26 protein-coding genes are annotated in these 23091 nt (G+C 61.9%); 12 read left to right on the forward strand and 14 right to left on the reverse strand.

Annotated features, from left to right (window positions below; all coding sequences use genetic code 11):
• The first annotated feature begins 279 nt into the window (after positions 1 to 279).
• A complete protein-coding gene (locus tag K6M89_RS17225) occupies positions 280 to 522 on the forward strand; it encodes a hypothetical protein (protein WP_038686303.1) in 243 nt (80 codons plus the stop codon).
• Positions 523 to 541: 19 nt separating this feature from the next.
• On the opposite strand, the gene K6M89_RS17230 is transcribed toward K6M89_RS17225, so the two are convergent.
• On the reverse strand, positions 542 to 2389 hold the full coding sequence (locus K6M89_RS17230) for a hypothetical protein (protein ID WP_222140273.1): 1848 nt from the start codon (positions 2387 to 2389) through the stop codon (positions 542 to 544).
• A 161-nt stretch (positions 2390 to 2550) separates the two neighbouring features.
• On the opposite strand from K6M89_RS17230, the gene K6M89_RS17235 reads away from it, so the two are divergent.
• Both K6M89_RS17235 and K6M89_RS17240 read left to right on the forward strand, forming a co-directional pair.
• Positions 2551 to 3558 (forward strand): glycosyltransferase, encoded by a 1008-nt coding sequence (locus tag K6M89_RS17235; protein ID WP_097579428.1) that lies wholly within the window; start codon positions 2551 to 2553, stop codon positions 3556 to 3558.
• The gene (locus K6M89_RS17240; protein ID WP_222140274.1) at positions 3555 to 3929 is read left to right on the forward strand and encodes a GtrA family protein; all 375 of its coding nucleotides are present in this window, start codon (positions 3555 to 3557) and stop codon (positions 3927 to 3929) included. Before K6M89_RS17235 ends, K6M89_RS17240 begins: the two co-directional genes overlap by 4 nt.
• 3 nt (positions 3930 to 3932) lie before the next feature.
• Here the strand turns inward: K6M89_RS17240 and K6M89_RS17245 are convergent, their stop codons facing one another.
• Complete coding sequence (locus tag K6M89_RS17245) at positions 3933 to 4919, reverse strand: Gfo/Idh/MocA family protein (protein WP_222140275.1); 987 nt, start codon at positions 4917 to 4919, stop codon at positions 3933 to 3935.
• 178 nt (positions 4920 to 5097) lie between these two features.
• Here K6M89_RS17245 and K6M89_RS17250 point away from each other — a divergent pair, with 178 nt between their 5' ends.
• A complete protein-coding gene (locus K6M89_RS17250; RefSeq protein ID WP_222140276.1) occupies positions 5098 to 6045 on the forward strand; it encodes an aldo/keto reductase in 948 nt (315 codons plus the stop codon).
• A gap of 12 nt (positions 6046 to 6057) precedes the next feature.
• Positions 6058 to 6501 (forward strand): GNAT family N-acetyltransferase, encoded by a 444-nt coding sequence (locus K6M89_RS17255; RefSeq protein ID WP_222140277.1) that lies wholly within the window; start codon positions 6058 to 6060, stop codon positions 6499 to 6501.
• Here K6M89_RS17255 and K6M89_RS17260 read toward each other — a convergent pair.
• A complete protein-coding gene (locus K6M89_RS17260; protein WP_222140407.1) occupies positions 6491 to 7108 on the reverse strand; it encodes a hypothetical protein in 618 nt (205 codons plus the stop codon). The two genes, K6M89_RS17255 and K6M89_RS17260, sit on opposite strands and share 11 nt — an antisense overlap.
• 147 nt (positions 7109 to 7255) lie before the next feature.
• On the opposite strand from K6M89_RS17260, the gene K6M89_RS17265 reads away from it, so the two are divergent.
• Positions 7256 to 7753, forward strand: coding sequence for a YciE/YciF ferroxidase family protein (locus tag K6M89_RS17265; protein WP_222140278.1), 498 nt, complete (start codon positions 7256 to 7258; stop codon positions 7751 to 7753).
• 27 nt (positions 7754 to 7780) lie between these two features.
• Here the strand turns inward: K6M89_RS17265 and K6M89_RS17270 are convergent, their stop codons facing one another.
• Complete coding sequence (locus K6M89_RS17270) at positions 7781 to 8689, reverse strand: LysR family transcriptional regulator (protein ID WP_222140279.1); 909 nt, start codon at positions 8687 to 8689, stop codon at positions 7781 to 7783.
• A 130-nt stretch (positions 8690 to 8819) separates the two neighbouring features.
• Between K6M89_RS17270 and K6M89_RS17275 the strand changes: the two genes are divergently transcribed.
• Positions 8820 to 9815, forward strand: a complete 996-nt coding sequence (locus K6M89_RS17275; RefSeq protein ID WP_222140280.1) for an aldo/keto reductase — start codon at positions 8820 to 8822, stop codon at positions 9813 to 9815.
• Between the two features lie 90 nt (positions 9816 to 9905).
• Positions 9906 to 10265: a nuclear transport factor 2 family protein gene (locus tag K6M89_RS17280; RefSeq protein ID WP_222140281.1), complete on the forward strand. Its 360-nt coding sequence runs from the start codon at positions 9906 to 9908 to the stop codon at positions 10263 to 10265.
• 54 nt (positions 10266 to 10319) lie between these two features.
• Here the strand turns inward: K6M89_RS17280 and pheT are convergent, their stop codons facing one another.
• The 5 genes from pheT to infC form a co-directional block, all read right to left on the reverse strand.
• A complete protein-coding gene (gene pheT, locus K6M89_RS17285; RefSeq protein ID WP_222140282.1) occupies positions 10320 to 12743 on the reverse strand; it encodes a phenylalanine--tRNA ligase subunit beta in 2424 nt (807 codons plus the stop codon).
• A 16-nt stretch (positions 12744 to 12759) separates the two neighbouring features.
• Complete coding sequence (gene pheS, locus K6M89_RS17290; protein WP_222140283.1) at positions 12760 to 13842, reverse strand: phenylalanine--tRNA ligase subunit alpha; 1083 nt, start codon at positions 13840 to 13842, stop codon at positions 12760 to 12762.
• A 150-nt stretch (positions 13843 to 13992) separates the two neighbouring features.
• Complete coding sequence (gene rplT, locus K6M89_RS17295) at positions 13993 to 14397, reverse strand: 50S ribosomal protein L20 (protein WP_064681475.1); 405 nt, start codon at positions 14395 to 14397, stop codon at positions 13993 to 13995.
• 38 nt (positions 14398 to 14435) lie between these two features.
• A complete protein-coding gene (gene rpmI, locus K6M89_RS17300) occupies positions 14436 to 14639 on the reverse strand; it encodes a 50S ribosomal protein L35 (protein ID WP_003570998.1) in 204 nt (67 codons plus the stop codon).
• Positions 14640 to 14948: 309 nt separating this feature from the next.
• Positions 14949 to 15485 carry a translation initiation factor IF-3 gene (gene infC / locus K6M89_RS17305; RefSeq protein ID WP_082928759.1) on the reverse strand — a complete coding sequence of 179 codons (537 nt, stop codon included), beginning with the start codon at positions 15483 to 15485 and terminating at the stop codon, positions 14949 to 14951.
• 178 nt (positions 15486 to 15663) lie between these two features.
• Here infC and K6M89_RS17310 point away from each other — a divergent pair, with 178 nt between their 5' ends.
• Complete coding sequence (locus K6M89_RS17310; RefSeq protein ID WP_222140284.1) at positions 15664 to 16491, forward strand: alpha/beta hydrolase; 828 nt, start codon at positions 15664 to 15666, stop codon at positions 16489 to 16491.
• Positions 16492 to 16638: 147 nt separating this feature from the next.
• On the forward strand, positions 16639 to 17238 hold the full coding sequence (locus K6M89_RS17315) for a transglutaminase-like cysteine peptidase (RefSeq protein WP_222140285.1): 600 nt from the start codon (positions 16639 to 16641) through the stop codon (positions 17236 to 17238).
• A gap of 354 nt (positions 17239 to 17592) precedes the next feature.
• Here K6M89_RS17315 and mbfA read toward each other — a convergent pair whose 3' ends face one another.
• On the reverse strand, positions 17593 to 18576 hold the full coding sequence (gene mbfA, locus K6M89_RS17320) for an iron exporter MbfA (RefSeq protein ID WP_097579417.1): 984 nt from the start codon (positions 18574 to 18576) through the stop codon (positions 17593 to 17595).
• 171 nt (positions 18577 to 18747) lie between these two features.
• On the opposite strand from mbfA, the gene K6M89_RS17325 reads away from it, so the two are divergent.
• Positions 18748 to 19215 (forward strand): group III truncated hemoglobin, encoded by a 468-nt coding sequence (locus K6M89_RS17325; RefSeq protein ID WP_222140286.1) that lies wholly within the window; start codon positions 18748 to 18750, stop codon positions 19213 to 19215.
• Between the two features lie 4 nt (positions 19216 to 19219).
• Here the strand turns inward: K6M89_RS17325 and K6M89_RS17330 are convergent, their stop codons facing one another.
• The 3 genes from K6M89_RS17330 to K6M89_RS17340 form a co-directional block, all read right to left on the reverse strand.
• Positions 19220 to 20113, reverse strand: coding sequence for an EamA family transporter (locus K6M89_RS17330; protein ID WP_222140287.1), 894 nt, complete (start codon positions 20111 to 20113; stop codon positions 19220 to 19222).
• Positions 20114 to 20205: 92 nt separating this feature from the next.
• Positions 20206 to 20757, reverse strand: a complete 552-nt coding sequence (recX, locus tag K6M89_RS17335; RefSeq protein ID WP_222140288.1) for a recombination regulator RecX — start codon at positions 20755 to 20757, stop codon at positions 20206 to 20208.
• A 9-nt stretch (positions 20758 to 20766) separates the two neighbouring features.
• The gene (locus K6M89_RS17340; RefSeq protein WP_222140289.1) at positions 20767 to 21792 is read right to left on the reverse strand and encodes a histone deacetylase family protein; all 1026 of its coding nucleotides are present in this window, start codon (positions 21790 to 21792) and stop codon (positions 20767 to 20769) included.
• A 133-nt stretch (positions 21793 to 21925) separates the two neighbouring features.
• On the opposite strand from K6M89_RS17340, the gene K6M89_RS17345 reads away from it, so the two are divergent.
• Positions 21926 to 22573 carry an HAD-IA family hydrolase gene (locus K6M89_RS17345; protein WP_222140290.1) on the forward strand — a complete coding sequence of 216 codons (648 nt, stop codon included), beginning with the start codon at positions 21926 to 21928 and terminating at the stop codon, positions 22571 to 22573.
• Here the strand turns inward: K6M89_RS17345 and K6M89_RS17350 are convergent.
• Positions 22555 to 23073 (reverse strand): GNAT family N-acetyltransferase, encoded by a 519-nt coding sequence (locus K6M89_RS17350; RefSeq protein WP_222140291.1) that lies wholly within the window; start codon positions 23071 to 23073, stop codon positions 22555 to 22557. The genes K6M89_RS17345 and K6M89_RS17350 overlap by 19 nt on opposite strands.
• Positions 23074 to 23091: the final 18 nt, after the last annotated feature.

A 23091-nucleotide genomic window follows, 5' to 3' on the forward strand; every position in this document is an offset into this window, starting at 1 on the left:
TGCGGACCGGTTTCCCCGTAGGCGAGCCGACGGTGAAAAGATTCGGTAGGTCGGACGCTTATCTACTTCTCTCCTACAGGCGTGCGTTGAGCGCAGAAAAAACGCAACAAAATCGAGTAAATCTGTTTTGCGGGGGAACGCTTAGTTAGACTGTGCGTTTCAGTCGAAAGGGATTGCTAACCACCGCAATGCAAAGGCTTTTCGGCCGATATGACCGGTAAATCTTTGTTAGGTGGCGCTTCCTATGCTTCCCCTCGTTCTCTTCGGGAAGGTGCTGAAATGATTATTCTCACAGCAGCAGCATTAGGCATCAGCGCCGCGCAAATGCGCTCGGCCGCAGCGATCGCATTGATCGCCGCGCTGATCGGAATCACCTTCGCGCTGGCTGCGATAACCTCGCCGGGGCCGGTGTCGCTCCTGGCGCTCCTCTATGCCATTCTCGGCTACAATGGCGGCCTGATCCTTTACGTGCTCGGCCTCTATGCCCATGCACGCTTTCGCGCGCCGCGTGTTTCCCACTGACGATTTGCGATCGCCGGCGTCAATTCGTCGCCGGCCGATAGCGAAAGAACTGCACAGCCGCATCCGCCGCTTTCGAAACCGGCTCCAGATAGGGCGGAAAATTTCCTTTGCCGAGCTGCGCATAGAGGCCGTCCGGCTTTAGTTTCGCGAGCTGCCGTGTCTGCGGATCACCAGGGCAGAAGGCAAGCGTCGTGACGCCTGCCCCCTTCAGAAAAGCTTCCGCCTCCTGCGGCTCAGCCATGCCGATATGCAACTCCGTAAGCATGCCGCCCTGATTGCGGTGATAGGGGGCCGAAAGAACCCGGTTTTGCGTAAATCGGAGAATTGCGACGCCCATTTCCGATGGCGCGGAGACGACACCGACAGGAAGCCCGGCAAGCGGCGCCAGTGCCTCTCTCGATGCACAGGCCTCTTCTTTTACCGGTTCCGACGCCTTCTTCTGCGCCTCATTCTGCATCTGCAGCGAGATGAGCCCACCGCCGACGGCCCAGGCGGCGGGGACGCCTGCAAGCACGGTCACCACATAGACGAAGGCGACGGCGATATTTTCGCTGTCACTGTTGGAGATGCGCCTGATATCGATGATCAGCAGGGCAAGCGGCAGGATGGAGATGAGGTTCGAGAAGGTCGAGCCGCGCACCTGGACGAGCGCGATCGCCCAGCTGATTGCAAGCAGGAACAGCAGAACGAGGTGAATCTGCACGCGGTCGCGCTGAAGGATGCGGAAGAAGCAGACGGCGATGCCGAAAAGACCGGCCGCATAGAAGGCGCCGATATCGAAGGGTTCGCTGCGCGCCAAAGCGAAGATCGACTTCGCCTCGGAAACATTCCGCAGCCAGAGTTCAACCAGCATGGGATCTAGACCGGCCAGCGGATCGCTCAGGCACTGCGGCGCGATCACGACAGCCGAACCGAGGACGCCGGCGCCGACGACGGCGAGCGCCGCAAAGCGCAGCAGCTTGGTGAGTCCGCTCGCAAACACCGCGCAAAACAGCAGAAGCCCGCCGCCGATCGCCGCCAGGCTGTAATAACCGAGCGAGAGATTGTCGCAGGTGACCATCGAATAGAGCCGCGGCGGCACCGTTGCGAAGAAGAGGATGCTGATCATCATCGCCAGCGCAAGCCCGAAGGACTGGGCGGCGGCGGCGAAATCTTTGCCCTCCCATGCCCAGAGAACGGCGACCGTCAGGCAGACGGCGGCAACGAAGGGCGTCGTCTCGGCGCCGATGGCGATGGCGATGGCGGCCGCAATGCCGGCAACCGCATAGCTCCAGCCGCGACGCTTCGGATCCAGCAGCATCGCCGTCATTGTCGCGACCAGCGCCAGTTGCGCATTGTGATGATCGATGGCGCCCGGCGCGAACCGGTTGCCGGTATAGATCGCGAGCGCGGTCAGCCCGAGACTGATATGCATGCCGGCAACGCCGCCGATGCGCCGGCCGGCAACGGCCATGGCGAGCATGGCGGGCAGGATGAGCGATACGGGCCAGATGCCGAGCGCCAGCGCCTCGGCCGTTTCCCGCGGCACAAACAGGCCGAAGAACCAGATCAGCGAGGCGATCGGCAGGTCGATCAACCGCGACCAGTGCATCAGCGTGCCGCCATTGAGGCCGAGACGATATTGCATCAGATCGAACCAGCCCTGGCCGGCGAGAAAATCGCGCACCTCGACCAGGCGCATACCATCGTCATTGTCGGGGCCGACGTAATCGGTAGCGCCACAGAGCTTGGTGACGACGATGACGGCAGCGAGAATGACGCTATAGGCGATGACGGTCGGCCACAGACGCATCAGCAGGCCGCGGATGCCGCCGCTCGGGATATCGGTCGCGGATGATGGGTTGGTGATCGGCTGTACGGCGTTCATCGTGGTTAGCGGTTCGTTTCCGGATGGCCGAACCTTAGCCGCCGCCGATCAAGAAAGTGTAAAGCCGGCTGCCGGCGCGGCCGATTTTGCCTGCGTGATAGGGTCCTATTAACGCTGCATGATTTAGGCTGGTGGCGGCTGTCAGTGTAACGAGTAGAGTCATGGCCCGATCGCGTACCCACCACCCGAACATTGTCGTCCTGCTTCCCTGTTATAATGAAGCCGCGACGATCGGCTCTGTGGTGCAGGGCTTCCGGGCAACGCTGCCGGATGCCGCGATCCACGTCTACGACAATAATTCCACCGACGGAACCGCGCTGCAGGCGATGCTGGCCGGCGCGCATGTCGTGCGCGAGCGGCGGCAGGGCAAGGGTCACGTCGTGCGGCGGATGTTCGCCGACATCGAGGCCGACATCTACATCATCGCGGACGGCGACGGAACTTATGCGCCAGGCGATGCCGAGGAGCTGGTGCGCACGCTTCTGACGGAGCGGGCCGACATGGTTGTCGGAACCCGGCGCGGCGTGCATGCCGATGCCGGCCGTCAGGGCCATGCGCTCGGCAACCGGCTTTTCAACCTGCTCTACCGGACGATCTTCGGTCCTGATTTCACCGATATCTTTTCCGGCTACCGCGCCTTCTCGCGCCGTTTCGTCAAGAGCTTCCCGGCCGTATCGGCCGGCTTCGAGATCGAAACCGAGATGTCGGTGCATGCCTCCCGATTGAAACTGCCGGTCAGCGAACTTGAACTCGATTATGGCCGCCGGCCGGAAGGCTCGCACTCCAAGCTTTCGACGTTCCGCGACGGCGCCAAGATCCTCTGGATGTTTGCGATGCTGATGAAGGAAACCCGGCCCTTCGCCTTCTTCAGCGCGATCAGCGGCCTCTTCATGCTGGCGAGCCTCGGCTTCATGACGCCGGTGCTGGCGGAATATTTCGAGACGGGTCTCGTCAGCCGCATGCCGACCTGGGTTCTGTCGACGGCGCTGATGATGATCTCCTTCATGCTGTTCACCGCCGGCGTCATCCTGGATTCGGTCGCCCGCGCCCGCGCCGAGCAGCTGCGTATCCACTATATGAGCCTGGAAACGCTGAGCGCTGCCAAGCTGCCTGATCGCGAGCCGGCGCCGGCGCTCCGCGCCGGTCGCGGCAAGGCGGATGCAGCGTGAAGAAGCTCATCCGTTTCGCGATCGCCGGCGGCATCGGCTTTCTCGTCGATGCAGGTGTGCTGTCGGCGCTGCTCGATCTGACGCCGCTCGGGCCCTTCCTGGCGCGGCTGATTGCGATCGCCCTCGCAATGGCGGCGACCTGGGCTTTCAACCGGAACTTCACCTTCGATCGCTCCGGCCGCTCGCTCGCCGCCGAAGGCTTCCGCTACGGCTCGGTCGGCGTCACGGCGGCGCTCGTCAATTACGGACTTTATTCCGCGCTGCTGCTTTCGCTGCCCGGGCTTCAGCCGCTTGCGGCGATGGTGGTTGCCAGCGTCGCCGCGATGGTCTTCAGCTTCCTCGGCTATTCGCGCTTCGTCTTCCGCGCGTGATCATCAGACCGCCTCCCAGCCGTCCTTCTCGCTGGCGCGATAGATCGCATCGATCACCTTCTGGTTCAGCTTCGAATTTTCGAGCGTGACGATCTCTTCCTTGCCGTTCTTTACCGCCCGAGCGAAAGCCTCGACCTCGCGCCTGTACTGGCGATTGTCCTGGAAGCGGAAGATGCGCGATTCATTGTGGCTGCGATCGGCAAGTTCGATCTCTTCCGGCCCCCAGCGATTGGCGTTGAACGGCGACTTGACCTCGATGTAACCGTCGGTGCCGTGGAAGACCATGATCTGGCGGTTCGCCATCTGCGTCGAGACATAGAAGCTCAGCTCGAAATCGTCGAAGACGGCCTTGACGCTCGAATAGATATCGGTGCCGAAATCCGGATCGCGCTCGGTAATCGCCTGGATCCGGAGCGGCTCCTTGCCGGTCGAAAATCGCGTGCTCATGACGGGATAGACGCCGATATCGGGAAGGCCGCCGCCGCCGAGCTCGGGGATGTTGCGCATGTTGGCGGCATCGCGATTGAAATAGGTGAAGGCGCCCTGTACATGCCGGAGCGAACCGATCGCGCCCTCAGCGATCAGCGAGCGCACCTTCTGCCAGACCGGCGAATAGGTGATCATATAGGCTTCCGTGACCACCACCTTATTGCGGTCGCGAGCGGCGATCACCGCGTCGATATCGCCGGCCTTCAGCGCCAAGGGTTTTTCGCAGAGCACATGCTTGCCGGCATCGGCTGCTTTGATCGACCATTCGATATGCTGCGAGGTCGGCAGCGGGACATAGACGGCGTCGATGACATCGGAGGCCAGCATCTCCTCATAGGAGCCGAAGGCATGCGGCACGGAGAAGCGGTCGGCCATCTCCCTTGCGCGCGCCAGATCCCGGCTCGCAATCGCCGTGACGACACAATTTTCCGCGTCCTGGATAGCGGGAACGACATTGTCGCGACCGATCTTCGCCGTCGAAATGATACCGAAACGCAGCATGTCCAAACCTCCCGGAACTGATGTCCGCGAACCATATTCAGGGCTTAGCTGCGGCGCAATGGTGCGACATGAAATCACGGAAGTTTGGTTTCCCGGATGGCGGGATCGCGCTACGTTACCTCGGGCGGCGTTCTGCCGTATCCGCGATTTCACTCACCTAACGATTTTGGAGAGCGTCATGGAAATGCGCCGGCTTGGAAAAACAGGTCTTTCGGTCGCGCCGATCGTCATCGGCGGCAACGTCTTCGGCTGGACGGCCGACGAGAAAACATCCTTCGCCATTCTCGACGCCTTTTTCGATGCGGGCCTGAACGCAATCGATACGGCGGATGTCTATTCTGCCTGGGTTCCGGGCAACAAGGGCGGCGATTCCGAGGAGATCATCGGGCGCTGGCTGAAGCAGGCGAGGATTTCGCGCGACCAAGCCGTCATCATCACCAAGGTCGGTTCGGACATGGGGCGGGGAAAGACGCTGAAGGCGAGCTATATTCTGCAGGCGGTCGAAGCGTCGCTCAGCCGGCTGCAGACCGACTACATCGATCTCTATCTCTCGCACTGGCCGGACGCCGATACGCCGCACGAGGAAACGCTCGGCGCCTATGCCAAGCTGAAAGCGCAGGGCAAGGTCCGTGCCATCGGCTGCTCGAACTATGATGCGGGGCTGCTGCAGGCTTCTTTCGACGCGGCCGAAAAGGCCGGTCTGCCGCGTTACGACGTACTGCAGCCGGAATATAATCTCTACGCACGTGCGAGCTTCGAGCGGCCGCTCGCCGAGCTGTGCGTCAAGGAAGATATCGGTGTCATCACCTACTTCAGCCTCGCCGCCGGCTTCCTCACCGGCAAATACCGCAGCAAGGCCGATACGCAGGGCCGCGCCCGCGAGGGCCGGGTTTCGACATATTTCAACGACAAGGGCCTGCGAATTCTCGCCGCCCTCGACAAGGTGTCAGCGGAGACCGGCGCCAAGCCCGCGGAAATCTCGCTTGCCTGGCTCTTGCGCAAGAAGGGCGTGACGGCGCCGATCGCCAGCGCCACCAGCCTTTCGCAGCTCGAAAGCCTGGTGAAAGCGGCGACACTTTCGCTTCCGGATGACGCTATGGCGTTGCTCGACGAAGCCGGGCGCTGAGAGAACAGGACGATGACCATGACGATACGCGATGCCCGCCCCGAAGACGAAACCCGCTGGCGCCAACTCTGGGCGGCCTATCTCGCCTTTTACCAGGTGACCGTCGACGCCGATATCACCGACCAGACCTGGCGGCGGGTCTTCGATCCGGCCTCGGCGATCGCCATGCGCGTCGCCGAGATCGACGGCAGGATCATCGGCTTTGCGCTCTATCTCACCCATGAGGGCACGTGGATTCGCGGCAGCGACTGCTATCTCGAAGATCTGTTCGTCGATCCCGAGGCGCGCGGCAAGGGCGTCGGCCGGGCGCTGATGGACGATCTCATCGCGCTCGGCAAGGCGAAGGGCTGGTCGCGGCTTTATTGGCATACGAGCGAAAACAACAAGACCGCGCGGGCGCTCTATGACAGCTATGTCGAGAGCGACGGCCACATCCGCTATCGCATCAGCTTCTGAGCGCGGGAAATCCCTCGTAGAAAGCGCCATGATCGCCCTCCCAGTTCGCCATGCCCGGCTTGGTGAGGATGCCGCGCGGGCTGACATAGCTCTGGATCACCCGCTTCGGCCGTTCGTGCCACTGGATATTGAAGGCCCAGAGCTTGGGGAAGAAACAGAGCGAAGCATAAGGCAGGTGGTCGTGGATCCACCAGGCGAGCCGCTGCCAGTCGCTTTCATCGCGATAGCGGTCGATCATCCACGGCACGGCAATACAGACGGCAGCGCCCATGCAGCCGTCGAAATCCCTGATATCCCAGATGTGATGGGCTGATGTGGCGGCATTGGTCGAGCAGTTCAGCTTGTTCTCGTTGCCGAACCTGTTGACGTCAGGCGAGCGATAGCCGGAGCGGATGTGCAGACGCCCGAAGGTTGCCTCCAGCGGCTCCAGCAATTCCTCGCACAGCCTTTTGCCGGCCTCGATTGCCAGATCGGGATCCACGGGAATGTTGGGGATGCGGTAGAAATCGGCGATTTCGGAATGCAGGAAATCGCGGAAGAAGAAGTTTTGCGACAGCCGCACGCGGCCAAGATCCTCCAGACCTTTCATCGAACCCGGCTTCCGCATCATTTTTTTCCCCCGACGTCAACGGCGGGATGATTGCCCGGCGGAGATTTCCAGTCCACCCGAAATCGATCGGGAACAATTTGCGCAATCCTTGCTTCTTAATGTGTCGCCGCGTTCGCGGCCTTTCCCAAAACAAGGATCGAGAAAATGGCCAAGGAAAAGACGTTGGAAGATCTCTTCTACGACACGCTCAAGGATATTTACTTCGCCGAGCGGCAGATATTGCGCGCCCTGCCGAAGATGGCGCGCGCCGCCCAGTCCTCCGACCTGAAGGCGGGCTTCCAGAAGCATCTCGAGGAAACCGAAGCCCACGTCGAGCGCCTGCAGCAGGTGTTCGAAAAGATCGGCAAGCGCGCCCAGGGCAAGACCTGCGAGGCGATCCAGGGCATTATCGCCGAGGGTGAAGAGATCATGGAAGAATTCAAGGGCACGCCGGCGCTGGATGCCGGTCTGATTTCGGCCGCGCAGTCCGTCGAACACTATGAAATCGCCCGTTACGGTACGCTGAAAACCTGGGCTGCAACGCTCGGCCTCAAGGATGCCGTCAGCCTGCTCGATCAGACGCTGCAGGAAGAGACGGCCACCGACAAGAAACTCTCACAACTCGCCACCACCGCGGCGAACCAGAAGGCGAAGGCCGCCTGACCGATATGGAAAGGGTGGCCGTCATTTCTACCGGCCACCCTTATCCGTCTCCGCATATTTGAAGAAGTCTATGAAGGCGCGCAGCGCCGGCCGCATCTGCCGCCGGCTCGGATAATAGACGAATGGGCCGGGATAGGGCGCGCACCAATCCTCCAACACCCGCACCAGTCTTCCGGCTGCCAGTTCGGCATGAACCCGCATGTCGAAGAGATAGGCGAGGCCGGCACCGTTCAGCGCCGCAAGCAGGGCCAGCCGGTCTTCGCTGACAACAAGCGGCCCATCGACTGCAACGATCAGTTCCTGACCGTCCTTTTCGAATTCCCAGCGATAGATGGAGCCGTTGGTGAAGCGCCGTTTGATGCAGCGGTGATGGACAAGATCGCGCGGATGCTCCGGCTTCGGGTAGCGCTCGAAATAGTCCGGGGAAGCCGCGATGACGGTCGTCAGCTTGGGCGAGATCCTGACGGCGATCATATCGGCCTCGAGGCTCTCCTCCAGCCGGATGCCGGCGTCGAAACCCTCCCTGACAATATCGGTGAAACCGTCCTCATTGGCGATCTCCAGAGTGATGTCTGGGTAAAGATTGAGAAAATCGCCGAGGCGCGGGGCGAGCAAAATATCGGAGGCGAAGCGCGGCGCGGTGATGCGCAGATCTCCCGCGGGCTTGCCGCGCGTATCTCTGACGGCCTCCAAGGCAACATCGATCTCCTCCAGCGCCGGGCGGAGCCTTTCGAGGAGCAGGCGGCCCTCCTCCGTCGGCGCGACGCTGCGGGTGGTGCGCGCCAGCAGTCTGACGCCCAGGCTTTCCTCAAGGCTCGAGATCGCATGGCTGATGGCCGACGGCGCGACGAGGAGCTCCCTGGCCGCTGCACGAAAGCTGCGATGCTCGGAAACGGCGGCGAGAACGGCGAGTTGCGAGAGCTGAGTTCTGTTCATTGATCGAAATTATAGAACAGGCCGTTAGAAACTGCATGCATTTTCTGATCGATGCACCGCCGATATCATCTGCCCGTACCGCAACGATATCCTCAGCGGTTCACATTCAGCTCAGAATAAGGAGCGCATCATGAAAACCCGGAAACTCGGAAACGATCTCACCGTCTCAGCCGTCGGCCTTGGCTGCATGGGCATGAGCTTTGCCTATGGCGCCAGCGATGAAGCGGAATCGATCCGGACGCTCAACCGCGCCGTCGATCTCGGCGTCACCTTCGTCGACACCGCCGAAGTCTACGGTCCTTTCACCAACGAGGTCCTCCTCGGAAAAGCGCTGAAGCCGTTTCGCGACCGCGTGGTGATCGCCACCAAATTCGGCTTCAAGATCGATACCAGTAAGGCGGGCGCTGCCGCCATCGCCGGCGTCGACAGCCGCCCCGAACATGTCAGGGCGGTTGCCGAGGCTTCGCTGAAACGTCTCGGCATCGAGACCATCGACCTGCTCTACCAGCACCGGGTCGACCCCAACGTGCCGATCGAGGAGACGGTCGGCGTCATGGCCGAACTGGTGAGGGAAGGCAAAGTCCGCGCGCTCGGACTTTCGGAAGCCGGCAGCGCCACCATCCGCCGGGCGCATGCGGTCCATCCGATCGCAGCGCTGCAGAGCGAATATTCGCTTTGGACCCGCGATCCCGAAGAGGACGTGCTTGCCACCTGCCGTGAACTCGGCATCGGCTTCGTGCCCTACAGTCCGCTCGGCCGCGGTTTCCTGACAGGAGCGATCCGCAAGGCCGACGATCTCGCCGCCGACGATTTCCGCCGGCAGGTGCCGCGTTTCCAGGCGGAAAATTTCGATGCCAACGCCGCGCTCGTCGCAGCGCTCGAAGAGCTTGCCGCCGAGAAGGACGTGACGGCCGCGCAGCTGGCGCTGGCCTGGGTGCTGAGCCAGGGCGACGACATCGTGCCGATCCCCGGCGCTCGCAAGCTTCACCATCTCGAACAGAACGCCGCCGCTGCCGATATCACGCTCAGCGCAGCAGAGCTCCAGCAGCTCGGCGAAGCGATCCCCGCCGCACAGGTGGCAGGAAAACGCTATTCGGACGCCTCGCTTGCGATGACGAATCTGTAATCGAAGAAGCCCGGTCTGATGCAGCCGGCCGGGCTTGCCTTCGCCGCCGGCGAAACTATCTAACGCCATCTTGGAGAACGGGATGGAAACATGTCGGACAGGCAGTCAGTCGAACAGACGGTTCATCTCTATGTCGAAGGCATGGCCTTCGCCAATGCGGCAGCCTTGAAGAAGGCCTTTCACCCGCAAAGCTCGATCATCGGCTACTACCAGAATGCCGTCGAATGGCTGACGCGGGACGAATTCATCACCGCGATCCTGGCGGAGGAGCCGGCTCCGCCCGGCACGCAGCCCTTCATGGACATACAAAGCGTCGATGTCGAGGGTGAGGCGGCGAGCGTCAAGGTCACCGACGATTTCGCCGGAATGCGCTTTACCGACTATCTCTCATTGCTGAAGATCGATGGCCGATGGGTGATCGTCAGCAAGCTCTACCATCTTCACACGTGAAAGAACCGGCCGCCGCAACGACCGGTGCTTTGTTTTTGGCGAAGACTGGCGGGATCAGCTTCTGAGGACGCCGCCGGTGAACTTCGCAACGCTCGCGACGATCTTCTGCGTCAGCGCTTCGAAATCCTCATCCGTCAGCGTGCGTTCGACCGGCTGGATCTGAACCTCGATCGCCACCGACTTCTTGCCTTCGCCGACAGACGCACCTTCAAAAATATCGAATACGTTGACGCCGGTGACGAGCTTGCGGTCTGCCCCGGTCGCAGCCTTGATGATGGCGCCCGATTCCACCGTCTTGTCGACGACGAAGGCGAAGTCGCGCTTGACCGCCTGGAAGGGTGACAGTTCCAGCGCCGGCTTGGTGCGGGTCGCCTTCTTCTTCGGCTCGGCCATCGCGTCGAGATAGACCTCGAAGCCACAGAGGGCGCCGGAGACATCGAGCGCTTCCAGCGTCAGCGGGTGGAATTCGCCGAAGTAACCGAGCACCACCTTCGGCCCCATCTTGATCGTGCCTGAGCGGCCGGGATGATACCATTCCGGGCCGCCTTGCTCGATCTGGATATTGCCCATCGGCAAGCCGCAGGCTTCGATGACGGCGAGCGCATCAGCCTTGGCGTCGAAGACGTCGACCGGTTTGCCGCCGCCCTTCACTGCATTCGACCACATGCGGCCTCCGCCGGCGAGCGAGGCAGTGCCGCGGCGGATGCCGCCGGCCACGCGGCGCTGACCGTCCGGCCTATCATTCTCATAGGTGCCCGAGACCTCGAAGATCGCCACGTCGCCATAGCCTTTGTCGGCATTGCGCTGGGCAGCCGTCAGCAGGCCCGGCAGCAGCGAGGGGCGCATGTCCGACATTTCGGCGGCGATCGGATTGGCAAGCTTGAGGGCCGGCGAACCGCCGCCGAAGAGCTTCGCCTGATCTTCCGGGATGAAGGACCAGGTGACGGCCTCCAGCATACCGCGCGAGGCAAGCGCACGCTTGGCCGCGCGGGTGCGAATCTGCAGCGTCGTCAAGATTCTGCCGTTGACGGCGGCATGGCTTTCGAGCGGCGCCGGCTTGATCTTGTCGACGCCGTGGATGCGCATGACCTCCTCGACGAGATCGGCCTTGCCGTCAACATCGGGGCGCCACGACGGAACGGAGACGGAAACGCGTTCGCCGGAGCCGGAAACCGTGAAGCCGAGGCGGGCGAGGATCGCGTTGCTTTCCTCCGTCGAGACTTCCAGGCCGGTCAGGCGCTTGACCTCCGAATAGGGGAAATCGACGACCTTCGGCTCATGCCCCTTGTAGCCGACGACCTCGGCGCGCGCGGCCGTGCCGCCGCAAAGATCGAGCACCAGTTCCGTCGTGCGTTCGAGACCGGGAACCATATATTCCGGATCGACGCCGCGTTCGAAGCGGTAGCGGGCATCGGTGATGATGCCGAGCGTACGGCCCGATTTGGCGATGTTCATCGGGTCCCAGAGAGCCGATTCGATCAGCACGTCGACGGTGTTCTCGTCGCAGCCGGAATGTTCGCCGCCCATGATGCCGCCGATCGATTCGATACCGTCTTCATCGGCGATGACGACGTTGTTCGGACCGAGCCTGTATTCGCGCTGGTCGAGCGCGAGCACGGTCTCGCCTTCCCTGGCGCGACGGACAGTGAGGTTGCCCTTGACCTTGGCGGCGTCGAAGACGTGCATCGGCCGGCCCTGATCGAAGGTCATGTAATTGGTGATATCGACCAGCGCATTGATGGGGCGCAGGCCGATGGCGGTCAGCCGCTGCTGCATCCAGCGCGGGCTCGGGCCGTTCCTCACGCCGCGCACGAGGCGGAGCGAAAAGCCGGGGCAGAGCTTGGGATCGTCGAGATCGAGCGTCAGCTTGACCGGCGTTTCGCCTTCGACGGAGAAGCTCGGCGCGCCCCGTGTCTTCAGCGTGCCGAGACCTGAAGCGGCAAGATCGCGGGCAATGCCGTGGATCGACGTGCAGTCCGGCCGGTTCGGCGTCAGATTGATCTCGATAACGGGATCATCGAGGTGAGCATAGGCGGCGTAGCTCTGGCCGACCGGCGCATCCTCGGGCAGATCGATGATGCCGTCGTGATTGTCGGAGATCTGCAGCTCCTTTTCGGAGCACATCATGCCGCGGCTTTCGACGCCGCGGATATTGCCGACGGCAAGTGTCGCGTCGATACCAGGAACATAGGTTCCGGGTGAGGCGAAGGCGCCGACGAGGCCGGCGCGCGCATTCGGAGCGCCGCAGACGACCTGGACCGGCGCACCGGCGCCGGTGTCGACCATCAGCACCTTCAGGCGATCGGCCTGCGGATGTTTTTCCGCCGAGACAACTCTTGCGATGACGAAGGGCTTGAATGCTGCCTTGTCGTTGACATCCTCCACTTCCAGCCCAATCTCGGTCAGGCGCGTGCAGATTTCATCGAGCGTGGCATCCGTTTCCAGATGCTCTTTCAGCCAGGAGAGCGTGAATTTCATCGTCTCAATTCTCCGTTCAAGCGCTGAGACCGCCGAACAGCGTCGGCATGTCGAGCGGGCGGAAGCCGTAATGCGTCATCCAGCGGACATCGGCATTGAAGAAGTCGCGCAGGTCGGGCATGCCGTATTTCAGCATGGCGATGCGGTCGAGGCCCATGCCCCAGGCAAAACCCTGATACTCGTCCGGATCGAGGCCGCCATAACGCAGCACGTTCGGGTGCACCATGCCGCAGCCGAGAATCTCCATCCAATCGGTGCCTTCGCCGAACTTGACGATCGGGCCGGAGCGATCGCACTGGATATCGACCTCGAAGGAGGGCTCGGTGAAGGGGAAGAAGGATGGGCGGAAGCGCATCGTCACGCTGTCGACCTCGAAGAAGGTCTTGCAGAACTCCTCGAGCACCCAGCGGATATTGGCGACATTGGCCTTCTTGTCGATGACCAATCCCTCGACCTGGTGGAACATCGGCGAATGCGTGGCATCGCTGTCCTGGCGATAGGTCTTGCCGGGAATGATGATGCGGATCGGCGGCTTCTGCGCTTCCATGGTGCGCACCTGCACCGGCGAGGTATGCGTGCGCAGCACCTTGCGCTCACCGTTTTCGTCAGGATTGAAGAAGAAGGTGTCGTGCATCTCGCGGGCCGGATGGCCTTCGGGAAAATTCAACGCGGTGAAATTGTAATAATCGGTCTCGATATCGGGGCCTTCGGCGATCGAGAAACCCATGTCGGCGAAGATCGCGGTGATCTCATCGACGATCTGGCTGATCGGATGAATGCGGCCGCGCTCGGCCGGCGAGGAGCGCACCGGCAGGCTGACATCGACGGTTTCGGCCTTCAGGCGGGCGTTGACCGCCGCCATTTTCAGCACCGACTTCCGTTCGGCGACGGCATCCGCCACCGCATTCTTCAGGGCGTTGATCGCAGCACCCCGGGTCTGACGCTCCTCGGGCGTCATCGCGCCGAGCGTCTTCAGGAGTTCCGAGACCGAGCCCTTCTTGCCGAGAGCGGAGACGCGCACGGCTTCCAGTGCGGCCTCGTCATTGGCGGCGGCGATTTCCGCGAGCAGCGATGAGTTGAGCTGGTCGATATCTGACATTGTCACTTCTTTCCGTCCAGTATCAGGCGGGGATCGGGAGGCAGGCGGCGCCGACCGGCGCAAGGGATATAAAGAAAGAAAAACCCGCGCTAGCCCAAACCAGCGCGGGTTTCCCAAAATTCAAAAAGCGTCAAGCTTGGGAAGCGCTGGTTAACGAACCGCGCCTTCAAACTCGTTGGCCGTACCGGTTTCCTTGAGGTATTCAAGGGCCTTCTTGGCGGCATTGACCAGCGCGCCGAATGCCTCCGGCTCGTGGATCGCCATGTCGGAGAGAACCTTGCGGTCGACTTCGATGCCGGCCTTGTTCAGGCCGTCGATGAAGCGGCCATAGGTCAGGCCGAATTCGCGGACAGCAGCGTTGATGCGCTGGATCCAGAGTGCGCGGAAGTTGCGCTTGTTGACCTTGCGGTCGCGGTAAGCGTACTGCTTCGACCGGTCGACAGCGGCCTTGGCGGCGCGGATGGTGTTCTTGCGGCGGCCGTAAAAGCCCTTGGCGGCCTTCAGAACCTTCTTGTGCTTGGCGTGAGAGGTGACGCCTCTTTTTACACGTGCCATATCATGATCTCCTTAAATCTAGCGTTCGCGGACGAGTCTCAGAGACCGTTCGGCAGGTAATTCTTGATAACCTTGCGGCCATCCGGTTCTGCAAGAACCATCGTGCCACGTGCATCGCGAATGAACTTGTTGGTACGCTTGATCATGCCATGGCGCTTGCCGGCAGCGGCAGCCTTGACCTTGCCCGTCGCGGTGATCTTGAACCGCTTCTTGGCAGAGGACTTCGTCTTCATCTTGGGCATTTTGCTACTCCTTCTGTCCTCCCTGCGCGCTTCATCAAAAAAGCCCTCTCGCGAAGTCCGGTTCTCCGGCCGTCGCAACAAGGTGCGGGAGCGTTTGTTGTTGATCTGCGGCTTCGGCGACGAACCGTTCCGCAAGCATTCGAAACTGCCACGGCATGCCCTGCCGGTCAGTTCGGACGCGCGCTTATAACCGCAGCGTCATGAAAGTGCAACGGGGCCGCGGAGGAATCTTCGCCAGCCCAAAATCGGGATGGCCGAAAGCACAAAAGCCGCCCTTGCGGACGGCCTTGGGCAAAAAGTATCTGGCGCTTACTTCGGCGCCAGCACCATCATCATCTGACGGCCTTCGAGCTTTGGCTCGGCTTCGACCTTGGCGATCTCAAGCGTGTCGGCCTTGACCTGCTGCAGAAGCTTCATGCCGAGCTCCTGGTGGGCCATTTCACGGCCGCGGAACTTCAGCGTCACCTTAACCTTGTCACCCTCGTCGAAGAAGCGGCCCATCGCCTTCATCTTCACCTCATAATCATGGGTGTCGATATTCGGGCGCATCTTGATTTCTTTGACTTCGACGATCTTCTGCTTCTTGCGCGCCTCGGCGGCCTTCTTCTGGTTGGCGTATTTCAGCTTGCCCAGATCGAGGATCTTGCACACCGGCGGTTCGGCATTGGGGGAAATTTCGACAAGATCGAGGCCGGCTTCTTCTGCCATTCTCAAGGCCTGGTCGGTGGGCACGATGCCCATATTCTGTCCGTCAGCCGCGATCAGCTGAACTTTGGGAATGCGGATTTCACGGTTCGAGCGCGGGCCGTCCTTCACGGGCGCATCGGTCTTAAAAGGTCTGCGAATGGTCGTATTCTCCTCGCGTTGTTTCCGGAATGTTGCAGCCGCGCGCTCCCGACCAGGGTGCACAAACGTATCTCGTTATCGCTGCAACGGAGTCAATATCATCCTTTAGCGGAAAAATCACCTGCTGTCAGCCTGCCAAGAATCTGTTTTATAGGCCAAAACAATAGGAGTTTCGCCGATGTCCGATCAGATGCCAAATGTTCAGCCGCAGTTCCTGACGGTCGGCGAAGGCAAGGCGGCACGTGAGATCGCCATGCTGGTGCGCCCGGCGCAAGCCGGCAATAATGCCCCGACGCTCGTTTGGCTATCCGGCTACCGTTCCGACATGCGCGGCACCAAGGCATTGGAGCTCGACGGACTGGCGGGCGAACTCGGTACTGCCTGTATCCGCCTCGACTATTCCGGCCACGGGCTTTCCGGCGGCAGCTTTCGCGACGGCACGATCTCACGCTGGCTGGAGGAGGCGCTGGCCGTGATCCGCCACATCGCGCCCGACCGGGTCATTCTCGTCGGCTCCTCGATGGGAGGCTGGATTGCGCTGCGGCTGGCGCAGGAGCTCGCGCGACAGGACGGCCCGAAGCTCGAAGGCCCAAAACTCGAAGGAATGGTGCTGATCGCGCCGGCGCCCGATTTCACCTCCGAACTGATCGAGCCGAACCTGACGGCCAAGGAGCGTAAGTCGCTGGCCGAGCGCGGCTATTTCGCAGAGCGCTCGCAATACAGCCCGGAGCCGGACATCTATACCAGGGCGCTGATCGAGGATGGCCGCAAGAACCGCGTGCTCGACGGCATGATCGAAACTGGATGCCCGGTGCATATTCTCCAGGGCATGAAGGATCCCGACGTGCCGCATGCGCATGCGATGAAACTTGTCGAGCACCTTCCTGCCGACGACGTGGTGCTGACCTTCATCCGCGACGGCGACCATCGCCTGTCCCGCCCCAGCGATATCGCCCTTATTCTGAGCGCCGTCAAAGGTATCATCCGCACCTCCATGGCCGGGTAATAACCTGCTGAAACAGATCGCCGTCTTGTTGCATTTTAACCATGTCGACGGCTCGCAAGGTCCCTACAAGAAGTAACGATTGACTCTTCTCGGCCCTCTCCATTAACAGTTTGTTAATAATTAAGGGGCGATTAGGAAAGAGCGGGCGTGCGGATCAAAGGTATCTTTGTGGCCATGATGGCCGTGTTTGCGATGGCGACTGCCGCCATCCCAGCTCCAAGCAGAAATGCTTCCATGGTAACAGGCAACGCCACTTCGCAGCCGATCGGCCATTATGATTTCTGTCAGACCCACAGCAGTGAATGCGGCGCAAACCGCAATGCGGGCCCTGTCGAGATGACCCCGGCCAAGTGGTCGATCGTCCGCTCGATCAACGCCACCATCAACCGCACGATCACGCCGATGACCGACAAGGAAATCTACGGCAAGGATGAAGTCTGGGCCTATCCGACCACCGCGGGTGACTGCGAGGACTTCGCGCTGCTGAAGCGGCGCATCCTGATCCAGCGCGGCGTTCCGGCCGCCGACCTGCTGATGACCGTCGTGCGCAAGCCCGACGGTGAGGGCCATGCCGTCCTGACGCTGCGCACCGCCGAGGGCGACTTCGTGCTCGACAACCTCGCCGCCGACGTCAAGCCGTGGTTCGGAACGCCCTATTCTTTCGTCAAGCGCCAGTCGAGCTACAATGCCGGCCGCTGGGTCACCATCGAGAACGGCCGCGACGTTCTGGTCGGCGCCCTGCGCTGAGGATTTCAGGGGGATGCGGGGAAAAAGGCCGGCGAAAGCCGGCCTTTTGCTTTTGGGGGAATTGGAGCCGCGTCGACCGTCACCTTTCGCTTCTGCTCAAGCTGTTCGTCGCTCGCGCTCCTCACCCCATCATCTGCCCTTCGGGCATCTTCTCCCCGCTGGGACTCCTCAACGTGTAAGGATGAGGGCTGTTTGCTTTGGCTGCCGACCAGGATGAGGGAGGTGGGCTTGGTGATATAAATCGGCGTGGAGATTGCGGTACTGTAAGTGGGTTGCGTTTGCCGCATCCTATCCCGGCCCTCCGCATGGCTCCGGGCGTTCGGATCGATTGCTCGGGCTCTGCCCGACCACAGCTCACCCATTCCCGATCAAAATCCCTGCACCGAGCACCAAGCTGCCGCCCAGCACCACCTGAAAGGCGGCGCGCAGGAACGGCGTTTCCATGTAGCGGTTCTGGATGAAGGCGATCGCCCAGAGTTCGAAGAAGACGATGACGCCGGCGGTGATCGTCGCCGTCCAGAAATGCGGGATCAGATAGGGCAGCGCATGGCCGAGACCGCCGAGCGTCGTCATGATGCCGCAGGCAAGGCCGCGTTTGACCGGCGAGCCCCTGCCGGAGATCTTGCCGTCGTCATGGGCGGCTTCGGTGAAGCCCATCGAGATGCCGGCGCCGACGGAAGCGGAAAGGCCGACAAGGAAGGTCTGCCAGGTATCCTGCGTGGCAAAGGCGGCGGCAAAGATCGGCGCCAGCGTCGAGACCGAGCCGTCCATCAGCCCGGCAAGGCCCGGCTGCACATAGGTCAGCACGAATTGCCGGTGCGCCGCCTCGTCCTCGTCGCGCTTGATATCTTCGGGCGTATGTTTGTCGCCCAGCATGCGGGCGATATCTTCGTGCCCCTGCTCGGCAAGAGCGAGATCGCCGAGAAGCTCACGCGTCGAAGCATCGGAAGTCTGCTTTGCCGCTTCGACATAGAAGCGGTAGGCCTGCTCCTCCATCGCTTCGGTCTCCTGCCGTATCGCATCGAGCGAAAGGCTTGCCCTGAGCCAGTCGGGCTTGCGTTCGTAGAAGCCCTGCACATGTTCGCGCCGGATCAGCGGGATGCGCTCGCCGAAACGCTGGCGATGGATCTCGATCAGGGATTTGCGATGGGTATCCTCGACCTCGGCCATATCTTCGAAAACCTTTGCCGAGGCCGGGAATTCGTTCCGGAGCCTGTCGGCATAGGCAAGATAGATGCGGGCATCGTCTTCCTCGGAGGCGATTGCGAGGGCGAGAATCTCCTGCTCGGACAGCGACTCGAAAGACCGTTTCGGTGATCTGAAAAATCGCGCCAACATCACTATTCTCCATAATTTAGAATTATTCTAAATCTAAAGAAGGAGCCAATGGCGGTCAAGGGTGCAGACAGGCCGGCTGACGGATTGCCGCAAGCCGCACGGATGCCTTTGGCGCGCGGGCACAAACACCTATATGAGAGGGCGCCGCATCATGCGGCGTCGGGGTTTATGATGGACAATGACATTCAGGGCCGTCCTGCCCATGTCGCGGCGATCCGCGAAAGGGCGGAGGTCGAGATGCGGGCAATGGGCGTTGATGAGGCCTTCATCGGCAGGCTGGTCGAGACTTTTTACGGGCGCGTGCTGACGCATCCCGATCTTGGTCCGGTGTTCGACGCCAGGCTCTCCGGCCGCTGGCCGGAGCATATGGATAAGATGAAGAGCTTCTGGTCGGCCGTCGCCTTTCGCAGCGGCGCCTATGGCGGCAAGCCGGTGCAGGCGCATACCGGCGTCGCGGACCTGACGCCGGATCTCTTTCCGAAATGGCTGGCGCTGTTTGCCGCAACGCTCGACGATGTCACCCCGTCGCCGGAGGCCAAGGCCTGGTTCATGGCGACGGCGGAGCGGATCGCGAAGAGCCTGACGCTGTCGCTGTTCTACAATCCGGCGCTCGACGACCCGGCGAAGAAGGCGGGCTGACGCATCATTGCCTGGCTGAAAAGGTCGCGCCGGCGCTTGCGGCGACGACCAGGGCAGTTCCTGCCATCTGCAGAAGCGTCATCGGCTGCATCAGAATGACGAAGCCTGCCAGAGCCGCAATGGCCGGTTCCAGGCTCATGAGAATGCCGAAGGATGTCGTCGGCATGCGCCGCAGGGCAATCAGCTCCAGCGTATAGGGCAGCAGCGGCACGAGCACGGCAAGACCCGCCATCTCGATCAGGCCATAAGCGTCAAGCGCCGGCGCTGCGCCTGCAAAACCGAAGGGCGTCGCAACCGCCGCGGCAACCATCAGCGACATGGAAAGCCCTTCCAGCCCCTTGAAGCTGGCGCCGATCTTCTTGGTCAGCACGATATAGATCGCCCAGCCGGTGCCGGCGCCGCCGGCAAAGAGAATGCCCCACATATCCCCGATCCAGCCTTCGCCGTCATGGGCAAGCGCCAGCACACCAAGGGCGGCAATGAGCGGCCAGACGAGACGCCGGCTGAGACCATAACCGATGGTCGCGACCGAAAGCGGGCCGAGAAAGTCGATCGCCACGGCGAGGCCGAGCGGAATGCGCTCGATTGCCGCGAAAAAACTCATGGTCATCAACGCTGTCGTCGTGCCGAGAACGAGCGCGCTTGTCCATTGCTCTCTGGAGTAGCTGAATATGCGCGGACGGACGGCGACCACCAGGATGATGGCGGCAAAGACGAGGCGCAGCCAGCTTGCGCCGGCCGGTCCGTAGGTGGCGATCGCATGGGAAGACAGAGCTGCGCCGAACTGGATCGATGACATGGACAGGAGGCACATCAGCCCGCCGGCCGCCAGGCCGGAGGACGTTGCAGGCGCTTCCAATGCCAGCACGCCGGCGCCGTCGTTCGTTCCGTCTTTCATCTGCATCTCCGATCGAGCGCTCTTCATACGGAGGTGGCTTGCAACCGACCAATTCAATCTTCTGATCCAGGCAGCAAGAGAGCTGATGCATATCAGAGGCGGCCGGAGAGGATCACCTCTTCGGCTTCTTCGAAACTCATATCGAAGACCTTCCTGCCGATCTCGAAGCTGAAGCCATTGCGGGCGAAGGCGGACAGTTCCTTTGCCTTGCGCTTGTCGTCGAGTTCGCCACGGCGAAACGGGCCGAAGGCGCGTTTGCGGGCGAATATGGTCGCGGCATAGAGATCGTCAGCCCCTTCGAGCGCGGCCTCGACCTTGTCGCTCGCAACACCCTTGGCGGCAAGCTTCTGGGCGATCGCACGCTTCGACTTGCCGCCACGCACGGCCGAGCGCGTGCTGATTTCGGCATAGGCGTTATCGTCGAGCACCTTGTTGTCATAGGCGAATTTGACGGCGAATTCGGCAACGGCCTTGAGCTGGCCGGCGCTGATCTCTTCGAACTTCTCCTTCGCCTTGCGGGTAATGGCGTCGAACAGCTGCTTTTCCGTCATCATCCGCCGCTCCAGGCGGTAGACGGTGGAGTTGCGCGCCCAGCTCAGCATGCGCGGTGTCGGGCTATCGGATGGAACGGTCTCGTCGGTCATATCAAGCGATCAGGCTTCCAGGCCCTTGAGGACATTGGCGACATTGAGCCCGATTTCCGGCACGCCGTAGCCGCCTTCCATGCAGACAAGCACCGGCAGGCCGGCGGCTGATATCATCGCGCCCATGCGGGTGAAATCGTCGGAGGTGAGGCTGAAGAAGGAGATCGGATCGCGTTCGAAAGTGTCAACGCCGAGCGCCAGAACGATCGCCTCGGCGCCGAAGGCCTTGATGCGGCCAAGCGCATCGGCAAGGGCCGAAGACCAGACCCGCCATGGCGTGCCCGGCGGCATCGGATAGTTGCGGTTGGTCCCGGTGCCTTGGCCTTCGCCCTCTTCGTCGGCATGGCCGAGGAAATAAGGGAAAGCCTGCATGGGATCGCCGTGCAGCGAGGCAGTGAAGACGTCACCGCGGCGATAGAACAGATCCTGGGTGCCGTTGCCGTGATGGAAATCGACATCGAGCACAGCGACCTTGGCCGCACCATGATCGAGCAGCCGTTGCGCCGCCACACCTGCATTGTTGATGAAGCAGTAGCCGCCAAAGAGATCGATGCCGGCATGATGGCCGGGCGGGCGGCAGAGCGCGAAGGCGAAACGATGACCCTCTGCCAGCGAGTCGGCGCCCGTTACGGCGCAGCGCATCGCGGCGATTGCCGCCTCGTAGGAGCCCTTGGTGATCGAGGTGTCGGCGGCATTGGCATAATGGCCGATCGCGCCGACGATATTGTCGGGAACGCGCTGGCTGGTGCGGCGCACCGGGAAGGAATTGGCGATCGCCTCGCCTTCGAAGCCGGCGGCCACCCAGCGGTCCCAGACGGTGGCGAGAAAATCGAGATAGGCGGGGTCATGCACCTTCCTGGCCGTTTCCAGCCCGTGCGCATCGGGCGCGACGACATCGGCAAAGCCCGCCTCCTTGACCGCCGCCAGGATCCATTCGGCCCGGAACGGCGCCTCGAAGGGGGTCACCAGCTGGCCGGCATAGAGCTCGGTCCTGGCATCGCGCAGCTTATGGTCTTCGGAATAGATGACGCGCATTGCAGATCCTGCCCCTGGTTGAAAATCGAGATTTACACGGCTTCGCCCCAACGAAAAAGCAGTGTGCTGGCTTGATCGCCGCGCTAAATGACGCCACCTTCGCCGATGTTTTCAGAACGAGGAAATTTTCCGCATGAAAGTGCTGATGGTCGATGTCGATGGCGTGCTCATTCATGGCCGCCCGGCCGACGGCCTGCCGCACTTCACCTATCTCGAGCGCGATCTCGGCTTGCGACCCGACTTGCTGCAGCAGGCATTCTTCCAGACCTGTTGGAACGACATCGTCATCGGCCGCGAGGCGTTGGAGCCGCGGCTTTCCGCCGTGCTTGCAGAGATCGCGCCCCATCTTAGCGCCGCAATCCTGATCGATTATTGGTTCGAAAACGATTCCCGCCTCGATCTCAATCTCTTGGAAGAGCTTGCCGCCCTCCGGCAAAGCGGTGTTGCCCTCTTTTTGGCGACCAACCAGGAGCACAGGCGGGCGGGCTACCTGATGGAAGAGGCCGGCCTCGGCCCGCATGTCGACGGCATCATCTATTCCGCCGCGCTCGGACATCGCAAACCTTCGCCGGACTTTTTCAGGCTGGCGACCGAACACGCCGGCGCCCTGCCCGGCGAAATCGGCTTCATCGACGACATGGCGGAAAATATCGAAGCGGCGCGGCGGTTCGGCTGGAACGCGGCGCAGTGGACGGCGGGCACCACACTTGCCGGGGCATTTCCGGGTTTGCGCCGGCTGGCAGGAGCGGAGCCGGAGCGCAATCAGGCGAGCCGCTTGTAGAACAGGGTGGTATCGCAGAAGCCGCCTTGTGGCCACAGCGCGTAATCGGGAATGACGCCGACGCGCTGCCAGCCCAAGCGCGGATAAATCGCCTCGGCATCGCTGCCGGTTGCCGTGTCGAGCACGAGCAGGGTCTTGCCGTGCTTTGCTGCCTCGCGTTCGGCGGCCTCCATCAGCAGCCGGGCGAGGCCCCGCCCGCGGGCGGAGCGATGCACCAGCAGCTTCTTCAGATCGCCGCGATGCGGCTGGTTCGGCATCTGCGCCGCCCCCACCTGCACCGTACCGACGATCCTGCCCTCCAGTTCGGCGACCAGAAGCAGGCTGACGCCCGCCCCGACCGCATCGGCGACATCGCGCCAGTAGGGTGCGGCATCGTCAGGCCCATAGGGCTGCATGAAGCCGACGGAGGCGCCGCCGGCGACGCAATCGGCGAGCACGTCCGAAAGATCGGCGATGGCGGCGCGGGCCTCCTCGGCGGAAAGGGCACGAATGTCGGGCATATGCTTCTCCTGAAATGA

Origin of the sequence: Rhizobium croatiense, from assembly GCF_019793465.1 — a bacterium.
Classification (GTDB): domain Bacteria; phylum Pseudomonadota; class Alphaproteobacteria; order Rhizobiales; family Rhizobiaceae; genus Rhizobium; species Rhizobium croatiense.

Coding starts and splice junctions, on each gene's coding strand:
- K6M89_RS17225 (WP_038686303.1), top strand. CDS start 280: ATGATTATTCTCACAGCAGCAGCATTAGGCATCAGCGCCGCGCAAATG.
- K6M89_RS17230 (WP_222140273.1), bottom strand. CDS start 2,389: ATGAACGCCGTACAGCCGATCACCAACCCATCATCCGCGACCGATATC.
- K6M89_RS17235 (WP_097579428.1), top strand. CDS start 2,551: ATGGCCCGATCGCGTACCCACCACCCGAACATTGTCGTCCTGCTTCCC.
- K6M89_RS17245 (WP_222140275.1), bottom strand. CDS start 4,919: ATGCTGCGTTTCGGTATCATTTCGACGGCGAAGATCGGTCGCGACAAT.
- K6M89_RS17250 (WP_222140276.1), top strand. CDS start 5,098: ATGGAAATGCGCCGGCTTGGAAAAACAGGTCTTTCGGTCGCGCCGATC.
- K6M89_RS17255 (WP_222140277.1), top strand. CDS start 6,058: ATGACCATGACGATACGCGATGCCCGCCCCGAAGACGAAACCCGCTGG.
- K6M89_RS17260 (WP_222140407.1), bottom strand. CDS start 7,108: ATGCGGAAGCCGGGTTCGATGAAAGGTCTGGAGGATCTTGGCCGCGTG.
- K6M89_RS17265 (WP_222140278.1), top strand. CDS start 7,256: ATGGCCAAGGAAAAGACGTTGGAAGATCTCTTCTACGACACGCTCAAG.
- K6M89_RS17270 (WP_222140279.1), bottom strand. CDS start 8,689: ATGAACAGAACTCAGCTCTCGCAACTCGCCGTTCTCGCCGCCGTTTCC.
- K6M89_RS17275 (WP_222140280.1), top strand. CDS start 8,820: ATGAAAACCCGGAAACTCGGAAACGATCTCACCGTCTCAGCCGTCGGC.
- K6M89_RS17280 (WP_222140281.1), top strand. CDS start 9,906: ATGTCGGACAGGCAGTCAGTCGAACAGACGGTTCATCTCTATGTCGAA.
- pheT (WP_222140282.1), bottom strand. CDS start 12,743: ATGAAATTCACGCTCTCCTGGCTGAAAGAGCATCTGGAAACGGATGCC.
- pheS (WP_222140283.1), bottom strand. CDS start 13,842: ATGTCAGATATCGACCAGCTCAACTCATCGCTGCTCGCGGAAATCGCC.
- rplT (WP_064681475.1), bottom strand. CDS start 14,397: ATGGCACGTGTAAAAAGAGGCGTCACCTCTCACGCCAAGCACAAGAAG.
- rpmI (WP_003570998.1), bottom strand. CDS start 14,639: ATGCCCAAGATGAAGACGAAGTCCTCTGCCAAGAAGCGGTTCAAGATC.
- K6M89_RS17310 (WP_222140284.1), top strand. CDS start 15,664: ATGTCCGATCAGATGCCAAATGTTCAGCCGCAGTTCCTGACGGTCGGC.
- mbfA (WP_097579417.1), bottom strand. CDS start 18,576: ATGTTGGCGCGATTTTTCAGATCACCGAAACGGTCTTTCGAGTCGCTG.
- K6M89_RS17325 (WP_222140286.1), top strand. CDS start 18,748: ATGGACAATGACATTCAGGGCCGTCCTGCCCATGTCGCGGCGATCCGC.
- K6M89_RS17330 (WP_222140287.1), bottom strand. CDS start 20,113: ATGAAAGACGGAACGAACGACGGCGCCGGCGTGCTGGCATTGGAAGCG.
- recX (WP_222140288.1), bottom strand. CDS start 20,757: ATGACCGACGAGACCGTTCCATCCGATAGCCCGACACCGCGCATGCTG.
- K6M89_RS17340 (WP_222140289.1), bottom strand. CDS start 21,792: ATGCGCGTCATCTATTCCGAAGACCATAAGCTGCGCGATGCCAGGACC.
- K6M89_RS17345 (WP_222140290.1), top strand. CDS start 21,926: ATGAAAGTGCTGATGGTCGATGTCGATGGCGTGCTCATTCATGGCCGC.
- K6M89_RS17350 (WP_222140291.1), bottom strand. CDS start 23,073: ATGCCCGACATTCGTGCCCTTTCCGCCGAGGAGGCCCGCGCCGCCATC.